The following is an 11,884-nucleotide window of genomic DNA, read 5'->3' as shown; positions in this document are numbered from 1 at the left end:
ACCTATTCATAGTTGTTGACCGCAATTATCTTGGCGCCGTCGATCCCCAGTGGAGACTGTTGGAACGCGAACGCATGACTTCCTCGTAACCGATTTCAGTGCGCAGTATTTCAATCGCTGCTCGTTCATGTTCCATCGCAAGGTGAGCCTGCTCGATTAGCTGTGGTACATGGTCTGATTGGATGCACAGCTCATGTCCCGTACCATTCTGAACCGTCGCTTTCATGACTTGAAATGCCTCATCTACAAGTTGATAAAGTTGAATGACCTCATCAGATATACCAAGCTTTCCTTGGATAGTAGCCAGATAATTCATCATGTCACGCTTGATACCAGCATAAGAGCTAATGGTATAAGCGCCCCCATGCGAATGATAGTGTTGGCTAGACAGGGCGGCAATCATATATTCGTATGCTTTACAGCCTGCAGCAAAGTCCAGATCCGGCAAAGTTCGATGCGGCGTATCCCAATCTGTAACTGCTGTAATTAGCGACTCTCGGTAGATTTCTTGGTACGGCATGTCCACTGCACCAATAATCGTTTGATAGTACCAGAATGGCGTAGGATTATCGATGATGCCAAAATTCCGATACAGCAGCACTTGTTGTTCCTTCGAGTAACCGTCTAGATAGAAGAACACTTCGTCCTCATCGTCATAACCCGTAATCACGGCAAACTCAGGCTTCCAATACACGACGCCTATTCCTTGATCGATGCTGTGCTGAATATGACGTATCGACTCCTGCTGCGCCAATTCAAACGTACGTTGACGCGTATGCCAAGCAAATTGATTTGATTCAATCCCAATTCGAAGGAGCGCATTGCCATGTTCTTCTCCCAAGTTGCCGTACGCTGTAACTGAGCTCCTTGATAATTCCTTGTGAATAACAAACTTAGATAATAGACCTGTCATTCCGCCTAGCATATATTTCGAACCCTCGTACAGACCAGCACCCGTGAGAACAGCATGCAGGGCATCCACGTAAGAACGATGTTCAATTTGAAAAGAAAGAGATAGAGTAGTTCCTATACTCATGAGCGGCCGCTCCTCTCTTATCGCGATAATCCAATTATAGTAAAGAAGGTACGACATATAATGTCATACCTTAAAATTCGTTTTGTTTTTTGTCTTTCCTGTTATATTTACGCCTATTCGCTAAGCATCCCCATTATTTGTTCACATCTTGCTTTTACCTTCTCTTTCAGCCATTTCGGTTTCACAATCCTTGCCCATTCTCTTGTTGACATCAACTGATCTATAAATAAGGACACATCGAAAAATTGGATCTCGAATACCACCGAATCTTCTCGTTTCATAAGATTGTAATCTCTCCATGCTTCCGAAGGCTTATCTATAAACTCTATGATTGCCGTAAATGGCTGAACAGGAAGATTCGATGAACCGAAGGTAGAGGGCAGTTCACCATTTAGCCGAGATATTCCCGCTGCTCGTTCCATTCGGATGATTCGATCCAAGCGAAGCATCTTCTGCTCCTCCTCCTGCTTGCACCATCCAATGACGTAATCGACGTATTGCTTGTAGCACAGCTTATAGGGGTGAAACGTATACGTCTCTGCTCCTTCCATGCCGTCATATTGAATGGTAAGCACTTGGTTGTTCTGAATGGACATGCTTAGTTGATTTGCTATGTCAATGATCTCGGCATTGATCTCATAAGCTGGAATTTGCTGAGACTGCAGCTCATTAACGTCTGACAAGCGACGGAACAATTCTGATATTTGCAGCATAATTGGCAATTTCGCTTGGTATTCATCATAACCGCCATAATTGTAATCCTGATAACGATGAGACAAGAATGCTAGCGTTCGTCTTAATTCTTCCGTAATATACGTGCTTGGCAAAGCAAATGTCGCATCCGTATACCGATAGCCTCTTTTTTTGGCATCATACTGAAGAGGAGCTCCAAGAGAGTTGACCATGTATTCAATATCTCGATTGGCTTGTCTGGTAGACAGCTCGAATTGATGTGCTAATTGAGTGCAATTCGGAAAATGATTCGATCGTACTTCTTGATCAAACCATAAAATTCGATGCATGTTGCTCAAATCCAAGTTCCCCCTTGTAGACATAGACAAAACAACAAAATCACTTGTTGTGCATAACTTCGTAATTGTTGGAAGTTGGCCTTATCGTCGTTATTGTTAGCGTTGCAACCATCCATATGACTTCAACGTCAGCAGCCGATTGACGGTTACGTATCCCCGCCATTCCATCTCGCCTGCTGGACTCACTGCTGGCCAGCTTATTGGCCAACCGCCATCCTCCTGCTGCTCCTCCACAAGGGATTGCAGATGCTCTTCGATTTCTTTCTCAGTGACAAATTGTACGCAGTAGCTGTGACGCGTTGGTGCCCAATCCAGCACCTTATGAACATACCCTTCCGCCTTCGTATTGCGTTCAATGACACATGGCAGCTGCAGCCATTCGTTCACCTTCTGCAATGCCCTCTCTGCTCGTTCTTTATCCGGATGAGCAGTTAAGAAGGAGATATATTGTATATTGCTGTGATAGCCTTCATTATCGGCTGCCTCTAGCTGATTCCACATGAACTGCTCAGCCTGCTGGAACCATTCTTCTCGGCTGAGCTCAGGTACGGTATGCTGCTTCATCAAATACCCAAGAATATGTCCCGTAGGATTTATGGAGGCTTGACGATCATCGGCGACTGTCCACCAAGGCGCGTGTGGATATTCATTCGCCGACGTCTGAATAAGAGGGAATCCTCCAGTATCGCCCACTGTAACCGATTTCAAATAGCTACCGATTCCAACGATTAACCCTCGGTCATATTCGTCAATCTCGTGCATAATGGATAGTGCTACTTCTGTCGGTACAGGCTGACTATGCGGACAACGAATATCAGGCTCCAGCGCTTGACCGAAGCCGCCATCCTCATTCTGAAAACCTGTAAGGGCCATGATAACAGCTGCCTTGCTCCCTTGGTCGAAATGATATTCAAAACGTCTGCGGTCGAGCAGTCTCGCATTCTCGTAAATAAAGCGCTGCGCACGATTGAAGCTGTCTACACTCAACATTTATACCAACTCCATTACTATTTAATGTAATTAATTTACTTTCACATAAACATTATTTCCCCGCTTCGTCACTTGCATGTTTAACGCAGCTTCATGTTTTTAGTAAAATAAGTTAACGCTTCCGAAGTCGTAGAACGAGCAAGACGTTCATAGAGCTGTTCCTTCGCATCCTGTACAGATATCATTGACGTCTCGATACCCAGATTCTCCAGCCAATGGTCAATCGTCTCATAGGAGGTGCTATTCCATCCGTTCACTTCGCCAGCGCTATTTCGCCGTTCTGTCACACCCGAGATGACAATATCCATCGTCCCCTGCAGCTCATTTAACGCATTGTCGAATGCCTTCTTCTGATCAGGGGATTTCATATCTGCCTTCACTCGCAGCAGCCTCGTATCGATACCGGGATGTTCAACAATGATGCCATACAACAGTTTCGCCTCCGGCGACATCTCACCTGCTGCATACCGTTCCTTGACGGAACGAGTATCGCCAAGCACCGAGCGGACAATCGGTACCCACTCCAGCGAGATAAACACCCCTTTCTTCTTGATGAACTTGCCGTAGGCAGCAACCCCATCCCCAGGAAATTGAACCCGCCAACGCCACGGATCCGCATCGGTGTCACTATGCCATGCCGATTCTTCTGTCACACCCGCAAGTGAAGGGTGATGGGGTGCGAGGTTGGCCAGCGGCAGAATACCCACTTGGCGAATAAGCTCAACTGCTTCTTTATAATTGTGAATCAAATTCGTATTCGCGCTCATCTTCGATCTCATCCCTTCTTCGTCTGATCTAACATCTTCTTCCTCTGTTCCAAACGCTATGTATCAAAGAGAGACCTAAAGGCCTACTTTGTTCCCTTATACCTCTCACATACCTGATGAGCATGCTTATAAATGGCTTCTCGCAATTCCACAGGCTCCAACACCTCAGCATCCAAGCCAAGGCCATAGAAGAAGCGCTGTGCCCATTCCCATTCTGACTGGGGACAGTTAAACTCAACCTCTCCTACATCTTCACCGGTTTCATGCACCAATTCCCCAATATGTTCATCTTGCTCGACAAGCAGCATGCCGCGATAGGTCAGTTTTGCCCGGATTCGGATCGGGTCTTCCTTCTTCACGGCTTCTAGATTCCGCTTTATTGGGCTGCCCTTGCCGTTGTCCCCGTTGCCCTGTACTGTGCGTACATCTTCATCTTCGGCTATCGAGATTTGAGACATACGATCGACACGAAATGATCGGTCTTCACCATGTGTTAACGAATAAGCTTCACAATACCAGAACCCATGTGCCGAATATATCCGCTTCGGCTGGATATACAACCAACGCTGATGCTTCTGTGAACGATAGAATATATGGAGCCACTTGGGCTTCGCCTGTGATAGATGCGCAATCAGCTGCTTCAACTGCGGAGCACGGTAGTTTCTTGTAGGTACGGACAGCTCGACACGCTCTAACATCGGTTCCACCTCAGTCAGTACTTCACTGGATACGATCTGCTTCAGCTTGTCCATGACCGTCCAACGCTCCTGATTGAATGGTGAATCGGGAAGCTGTGTCATGCCTTGCAGCGCGAAGAGCACGGTTAATGCTTCTGTGGTCGATAATTGAAGCGGCTGGAGCATGTAGCCATCCATTAACCGATAGCCCCCGCTTGAACCCGCTGTCGCATATAACGGTACTCCCATCTCGCCCAATGCTTGCATATCTCGGATAATGGTACGGCGGGAGACTTCGAATTTCTCTGCTAACGATTGAGCCGTTTCGGAACGGTGATGTAGGGCGATAATGATAGCAATTAATCGATCGATTCGTTTCAATGGCCTCTCCTTAGCTGGATAATTTTCACGGTTTGTCCTGATTATATCATGTGAATGGTGACAGCTTGTATGTCACCATTTATGATCGGGTAACAAAATTTTTGCGACGATTTTCCGGCTGAAATTGTTACATCTCATCGACATCGTCATCATTGGTACATACCAAACTGTTAGAATCTGATATAGTTAATCCGACACATTACGGCGCTTTCGTCGCAAGGAAGGACATCGGAAGATGAACGTATACGCGAAGCATACGCTTCTAGAAGAAGCTTCAACATTTATTAGGCAATGCTATCAAGAGCTCGGCAAGCTCCCTGCTGACATAGAGGGGCGCTTATCACAAATACATTCCGAGATTGAACATACTGGCACTTATTCGCATACTGCAGAAGAACTAACTCACGGAGCTAAGATGGCTTGGCGCAATAGCAATCGCTGTATTGGCCGCTTGTTCTGGTCATCCTTGCATGTGGTTGATGCCAGACATTTAACCGAGGATAAGCAGATCGCAGACGCGTTAGTCCAACATATTGACTTCGCAACAAATGATGGCCGGATACGTCCTGCAATCACGATTTTTCCACCTGCTCATCCAGACGGAATGCATCCTGTTCGGATATGGAATCATCAGTTGATTCGCTATGCTGGCTATGAGACTAGCCAAGGCATCATGGGAGATCCACACTCGCTCCCATTTACCCGAATATGTGAATCACTTGGATGGCAGGGAGAACGCACACCGTTCGATGTACTGCCTCTTGTCATTCAGACAGGTACGAACCCACCGCAGGTATTTGAGATACCGAAGTCCTCCGTTATAGAGGTGCCGCTCAGCCATCCTGAGTTCGAATGGTTTGCCGAGCTGCAGCTGCGTTGGTATGCCGTGCCGCTTATTGCTGATATGCGCCTTGAAATCGGCGGCATCTCCTATCCTGCCGCGCCATTCAATGGCTGGTACATGGGAACAGAAATCGGCGCACGGAATTTGGCCGATGAAGGACGATACAATTTGCTGCCAGTCATCGCAGAGCAAATGGGGCTGTCTACGCTGTCGAATACATCACTGTGGAAGGACAGGGCTCTTGTTGAGCTTAATGCCGCAGTGCTTCACTCCTTCAAGGAAGCGGGTGTTAGCATCGTAGACCACCATACGGCAGCACAACAATTCGTTAAGTTCCAGGAGCAGGAACAGAGTTGTGACCGTGCTCATACAGGCGACTGGACATGGCTGATTCCACCGATGTCACCCGCCGCAACGCCTATTTTCCACCAAAGCTACGACAATACGATTGTGAATCCGAATTTCTATTATCAATCTGTACCGTATATTAACGAAGCATGATCATCAATTATTCTGTTCTCACAAGGGCCTGCTCGCCAAAATAGCCGAGCAGGCTCCTTTCTTTTTATTCCGTAACACAGAACATTGTGACAACCAATTGCGGGTGCACGTAGCGTAATGAGTCTCAGAGTCTCATTCTAGCGCCATTTGACAACTTCTACGTACAGGTCTATATTAATTTCTGTAATCAATAGTTTCCTCTCTCAACTATTGAGCTTTTCAAATAATAAGGAGGAGTTAACATGACTACATCATCACCCGAGTGGATCGTCATTCAAGGGGCTCGGGAACATAACTTGAAGGATGTCACTGTTCGTTTTCCACGAAATCAATTGTCCGTTGTATCCGGCGTATCTGGTTCAGGGAAATCAACCCTGCTGTTTAACATACTTGTCCAAGAGGGTGAGCGCAAATTTGTTAGTGCTTCCGGTCATGCAGCAGACAACGTGCAGCGGCCGGATTATGACAACATCTACGGTCTGTCTCCTATCGTCAGCGTTAGTCAGCATCATCATAACTTTAGCCGACGCTCTACCGTTGGAACATATAGTGAGATTTATACATATCTGCGTTTGCTGTATACGGCAATTGGAGAGCGTGCTTGTCCGCATTGCCAAGCTGCGTTCAGTTATGCGGATATACGTACGACCCCTGTTCGTCTGTCTGAGGAAGAACATTCCCATCAGGTGCACTATGCGTGTCCTTCTTGCGGACAACCCGTTGAAAATATAACCATGGCTCACTTTTCCTTCAATTCACAGCTCGGTGCGTGCCCGGCGTGTACCGGTCTGGGCGAACAAATAGTGCCCATTCTCGATGTAATTGTACGTCCCGATTTATCGATTCAAGATGGAGGCATCCAAGTATGGAAAAGGGGATTCCTGTGGCACTTTGCCCCGCTTCTCCTGCGTGCAGCCAAATATTATCACCTTCCTCTGTATGAAGAAGATCTTCAGCAGCCGATCGGCGAATTGCCGGACATCGTGCGTCACATGCTGCTGTACGGCACGGACGATCCACGCATTCGCGAGCTTCGCCCTGATGCCCCTGCCCCATCCAATATGAAGCAAGGCAAATATGAAGGTGCCGTGAACAGCCTACTGCGCCGATATTACGAGGGTGATGATGACGAGGAATCGCTGCTGGAATTCGCCCGCTTCCTCCGTACTGTTCCTTGCGAGTCCTGTCATGGTTCGCGGTTGAACGCAACAAGCTCGTACGTCCTGGTGAACGGGACGCCCATCCATCATCTCATGTCTATGTCTCTAACTCAACTGCTGAATTGGCTTGAAGACCTACCTTCTGCTCTGCCTGATCGATACGTCGAAGCGGCTCAGCCTATCTGCAGGGAATTACGGGAACGTACACGAAGTCTCATGAATGCGGGACTGAACTATCTATCACTAGATCGAAGCTTTTCCAGCCTGTCTGGCGGAGAAGCGCAACGTATGCGGCTGGCCTCTTTGCTGAATTCGAACTTGAGCGGCATGATCTGCGTACTTGATGAACCTACGACAGGCTTGCACCCGCAGGATACCGACAAGCTGATGCGTTCGGTGCGTAAGCTGGCCTCACTCGGCAACACTGTAATTGTTATTGAACATGATATCGATGTTATCCGACAAGCCGATTATGTAGTGGACATCGGTCCAGGCGCAGGAGAGCTAGGAGGAGAGCTTGTCTTCCAAGGCACGGTTAATAAGCTGCTGAATCATCCGGAATCCATGACGGCTCAAAGCCTTCGTGAATCTCTGAATCGGCATCGTTCAACCGCTCGAAGCTGGAACCGCACATTAACCATCCGCGATGCACACGCAAACAACTTAAAGCATATTACGGTCGACGTTCCTCTGGGCATCATTACCGCCATTGCTGGCGTGTCGGGCTCCGGAAAGTCCACGCTTGTCATGGAAGAGCTGCTTCCCCAGTTGCAATCAATTGGTTCGGCATCGAATGCTTCCAGCCGAATTGGCGGTATAGAACATATTCAGCATCTCGTCGTTGTCGATCAGCAAGCGATGGGCAAAATGTCCCGTTCTAATGCTGCAACCTATACAAAGGTATTCGATGACATTCGGGAATGGTTCAAGGAATTGGCCTCTAGACAAGGCTTGCGGTTGAAAGCTTCTGATTTCTCCTTCAATGTAGCTGGAGGAAGATGTGAATCCTGCAAAGGCACGGGCAGTCTTAAGGTTCAGATGCACTTCATGGCCGATCGCTTGATTCCTTGTCCGACTTGCCACGGGAAGCGGTATCGTGAGAAAATACTGTCTGTGCAATGGCATGGACATTCCATAGCCGATGTATTGGGCATGAGCATCGGGCAAGCAAGAGAACTGTTCCGCGATATTCCGAAGATCGCAGCCAAGCTGGATTGCTTATGCGATATAGGCTTAGGATATTTACGAATGGGGCAACCATCCAGCACATTCTCTGGAGGCGAGGCGCAGCGCGTCAAGCTGGCAGCAGAACTGTCCAATGCCCGCAGCGGCCACACGCTGTACATATTGGATGAGCCTTCCGTCGGATTGCATGACCAGGATACGAGCAAATTGCTTGCCGTATTGAATCGGCTCGTCGATCGCGGGGATTCGGTTCTACTGATCGAGCATACTACCCAACTTATTGCAAATTCGGATTGGGTGATCGAGCTTGGCCCAGGAGGAGGGCATGAGGGTGGTACCGTAATCGCCACCGGTACGCCCGATTCGTTGAAATCCAGCAATGACTCCATTATAGGGGCTTATCTATAAAATATAGCCATAGGAAATGGCGTGCCAAGTTCCCGAAAAGGTGCGAGTAGAAAGGATGAGGAAAAATTGACCGAACATAACACATGCGATTTCGAAAATGAATTTACGATGCTCCAATGCAAGCTGGTCGCGGAGCATAATCGGTTCAATGTCGAAGGAATCACTTCCGCTCAATACAATATATTGGATCTGCTTGCTACGAATGGAGCAAAAACGACTCGAGAGCTTGCAGATTCGATCCATACGACATTATCCGCGATTTCCAAATTAACAAAGAAACTTATCGATAAAAACATGATTACACAAACACGCGATACTCATGATCGACGCTACATGTATCATGAAATTACTGAACAAGGTCACGCCTTCCTCCAGAAGGCGGCAATCTCTCGCCATGGCATCATGAATCGAATTCGCGATGGGCTCAGTGATGACGAGCTGCGACAGTTTGCAAACTTATGCGGGAAGATAAATCAATCACTGACGGGGAATATGGAGTAGGAAGTAAACTACGCATAGCAATAACAAGCATGATAGTTATTCATAACCGTAACTACACCCGTCCAGCATAAATATCCGCAATGAATTGCAATCCTGCCAGTTTTTTCTCAATCAAGTTGGAAGGTAAATCGTTTATTGCTCCGAATGAAATGGCAAGAAAGACCATAGGAACGAAAAGTTCCTATGGTCTTTCCACGTCATTGACATTACTCAAACGATTTAATGAAGGAAGCTTATTACAGCTCCAGCTTCTTCGCTTGTTCCTTGATGTAATCGGCGGTTCGCAGAGCCAGTGACATTACGGTATTCGTCGGGTTAGCTCCGCCGGATGTCACGAACATGCTGGCATCGCAGACGAACAAATTGGGAATATTATGGCATTGCCCATACGAATTGACGACAGAAGTCTGCGGATTCGTGCCCATTCGGCAGCCACCCATGAGATGAGCGGTATCCGGCACGACATATTTGACATCGCCGCCTTCCGCTTCCAGAATTGCGCTCATTTTGCCAACGGCATGCTCGATTAGCTTCCGGTCATTCTCTCCATAGCTGAACGTTACCTTGGCCCGCGGCACTCCATTCTCATCCTTCTCACCGACAAGCGTTACCCGATTGTCCGGGTTCGGCAGCACCTCCCCTACCATCGTTATTCTTCCGTAGTAATTATAGTCCAGCAGCTCTTCCTTAAGCCGGCTTCCCCAGATCGGGCCTGTCTTCGACTTGCTCAGGCCTTGAGCGAACCCGACAGGTCTGGCGCCATGAGCATGAAGAGTGTAGCCTCGCGCGAATCCCCTGCTTTTGTCCGTCTCATAGAAGTCTTGCGTCGTTGCCAGTACCGGAGTTCCCTTGTACAGCCGTATATCGCGGTCGAACTTGGCATAAACGTCCTCGCTGCTGTGCGGCATAATCGCTTTGCCAACCCAACCACTGCTATTAGCAAGACCATCCGGATAGCGGCTATTCGCGGAGTGAAGCATCAGTCTTGGCGTCTCAACCGCAAAAGCGGACAAGATGACTACTTTTGCCTTCTGCGCATAGGTCACGCCTTTATGCACGAACGTTACGCCCGTTACCTTGCCGTCGTTTCCCGTTAGCACTTGGGTTACCATGCAATCGGCTAGCACCTCCGCTCCTGCAGCGATAGCCTTCGGAATATGCACAATTAACGTGCTGAATTTCGAATTCGGCATGCAACCTTGGTTGCAAAAGCCCCTGTTGATGCATGGCGGACGGCCGTCGAACGGCGCGGATATGATGGCTAGCGGCGGAACAGACGAACGAATCCCCAAATTCTCGCAGCCCTTCATGAATAAATAAGCATTCGGACTCAGCGGATCCCGTTCTGGATGCGGATAAGGCCCATGGTAGCTGCCCCAAGGGAAATGCTTCGGGCCGGATACCGCAATCTCTTTCTCAATGCGCGAGTAATACGGCTCAAGATCCTCATAACGTATGGGCCAGTCTTCTCCAACGCCATCCAGTGTCTTGGTGCGGAAGTCAGATTCATGGAATCGAAGAAACACGGCCGTAAAATGCACCGTTCCTCCGCCTACACCGCGACCGGAGTTGTTATGCCCCATCGTCAGCGGGTCTTTTCCGTCTACAATGCGGGTGTCCTGCCAGCCTAAGTTTTTCATGGTGAGCTCGTCGCTTGCAAAGTCCTGCTGCGGATCGCGAAACGGCCCGGCCTCCAGTACAACGACGCGGAACCCAGCCTCGCTCAATTCCTTAGCAAGCACGCCGCCGGCGGCACCGGCGCCAACGATTACAACGTCCGCCTCATCAGCAAATTTACGCAGTATCATGCTTCTTCCTTCGCCTCCCATGGATCAAGCCGTCCGATATCGCCGCGAACATAGCCGCGCGGGTATGCAGGGCCGGCATACCCCATCTCAGACCATACGATAGGATGCGAGCAATACGCCTCGACAGTCAGATTAAGCATCTTCACGAACCATTCGCGTTGAAGATCGCTGGGCCATTTCGAATAATCCGCTCGTCCATCGCTAATTTGCCGAAGCACCTCGGTAAGCTGCTGTGCTTCACATTTGCTCGCTTTTTTCCCCGTAACTTGCAACAGGAACTTGTCTAAATGCTGAATCCCTTCAAGAATAAGCATTTTGCGCTCCGGCACGCCCGTTCTGCGTTCCCCTTCTCCCGTCGTCGTATCCTTTAATGTCTGGTCTACGTGGGCGAGCACATATTGAATTACTTCCTCTCTCTCGTCATCGACGAGCGCGGAACATACCTGTTGCAGCAGCTTATATTCCTCACCATCTAACACGGTGCAGGACTGCGACTTACTTATTCTGCTCGTCACGATGGCTTGGGTATGGGTATCCCATGCCTCGCGTTCATCCAGTACATTGAATGAAGGATACCGCGTTCTTCTCACCATCA

The 11,884-nt window shown here is 48.6% G+C and carries 10 protein-coding genes; 3 read left to right on the top strand and 7 right to left on the bottom strand.

Going from position 1 to position 11,884, the window contains the following annotated elements:
- Positions 1–25: 25 nt before the first annotated feature.
- The 5 genes from BLS15_RS06760 to BLS15_RS06740 all read right to left on the bottom strand — a co-directional run bounded on the left by BLS15_RS06760 (position 26) and on the right by BLS15_RS06740 (position 4,882).
- Positions 26–1,036 carry a hypothetical protein gene (locus BLS15_RS06760; RefSeq protein ID WP_051614142.1) on the bottom strand — a complete coding sequence of 337 codons (1,011 nt, stop codon included), beginning with the start codon at positions 1,034–1,036 and terminating at the stop codon, positions 26–28.
- 113 nt (positions 1,037–1,149) lie between these two features.
- Entirely contained in the window at positions 1,150–2,058 is a 909-nt protein-coding gene (locus tag BLS15_RS06755) for a helix-turn-helix transcriptional regulator (RefSeq protein ID WP_254777311.1), read from the bottom strand.
- A 105-nt stretch (positions 2,059–2,163) separates the two neighbouring features.
- On the bottom strand, positions 2,164–3,057 hold the full coding sequence (locus BLS15_RS06750; protein ID WP_090510598.1) for a hypothetical protein: 894 nt from the start codon (positions 3,055–3,057) through the stop codon (positions 2,164–2,166).
- A gap of 80 nt (positions 3,058–3,137) precedes the next feature.
- The gene (locus tag BLS15_RS06745; protein WP_028533018.1) at positions 3,138–3,824 is read right to left on the bottom strand and encodes an AlkZ-related protein; all 687 of its coding nucleotides are present in this window, start codon (positions 3,822–3,824) and stop codon (positions 3,138–3,140) included.
- 83 nt (positions 3,825–3,907) lie between these two features.
- A complete protein-coding gene (locus BLS15_RS06740) occupies positions 3,908–4,882 on the bottom strand; it encodes a helix-turn-helix transcriptional regulator (protein ID WP_028533019.1) in 975 nt (324 codons plus the stop codon).
- Between the two features lie 235 nt (positions 4,883–5,117).
- Between BLS15_RS06740 and BLS15_RS06735 the strand changes: the two genes are divergently transcribed.
- The 3 genes from BLS15_RS06735 (at position 5,118) to BLS15_RS06725 (ending at position 9,481) form a co-directional block, all read left to right on the top strand.
- Positions 5,118–6,227 (top strand): nitric oxide synthase oxygenase, encoded by a 1,110-nt coding sequence (locus tag BLS15_RS06735; protein WP_090510595.1) that lies wholly within the window; start codon positions 5,118–5,120, stop codon positions 6,225–6,227.
- Between the two features lie 242 nt (positions 6,228–6,469).
- Complete coding sequence (gene uvrA, locus BLS15_RS06730) at positions 6,470–8,980, top strand: excinuclease ABC subunit UvrA (RefSeq protein ID WP_090510593.1); 2,511 nt, start codon at positions 6,470–6,472, stop codon at positions 8,978–8,980.
- Between the two features lie 66 nt (positions 8,981–9,046).
- Entirely contained in the window at positions 9,047–9,481 is a 435-nt protein-coding gene (locus BLS15_RS06725) for a MarR family winged helix-turn-helix transcriptional regulator (RefSeq protein WP_021253824.1), read from the top strand.
- Between the two features lie 236 nt (positions 9,482–9,717).
- On the opposite strand, the gene BLS15_RS06720 is transcribed toward BLS15_RS06725, so the two are convergent.
- Both BLS15_RS06720 and BLS15_RS06715 read right to left on the bottom strand, forming a co-directional pair.
- Complete coding sequence (locus BLS15_RS06720) at positions 9,718–11,289, bottom strand: GMC family oxidoreductase (RefSeq protein WP_090510590.1); 1,572 nt, start codon at positions 11,287–11,289, stop codon at positions 9,718–9,720.
- Complete coding sequence (locus BLS15_RS06715; RefSeq protein ID WP_021253826.1) at positions 11,286–11,882, bottom strand: gluconate 2-dehydrogenase subunit 3 family protein; 597 nt, start codon at positions 11,880–11,882, stop codon at positions 11,286–11,288. Before BLS15_RS06715 ends, BLS15_RS06720 begins: the two co-directional genes overlap by 4 nt.
- Between the last annotated feature and the right edge of the window lie 2 nt (positions 11,883–11,884).

Source organism: Paenibacillus sp. cl6col (assembly GCF_900102125.1).
Classification (GTDB): Bacteria; Bacillota; Bacilli; order Paenibacillales; family Paenibacillaceae; genus Paenibacillus_B; species Paenibacillus_B suaedae.
This window is presented reverse-complemented; position numbering and strand designations above follow the sequence as displayed.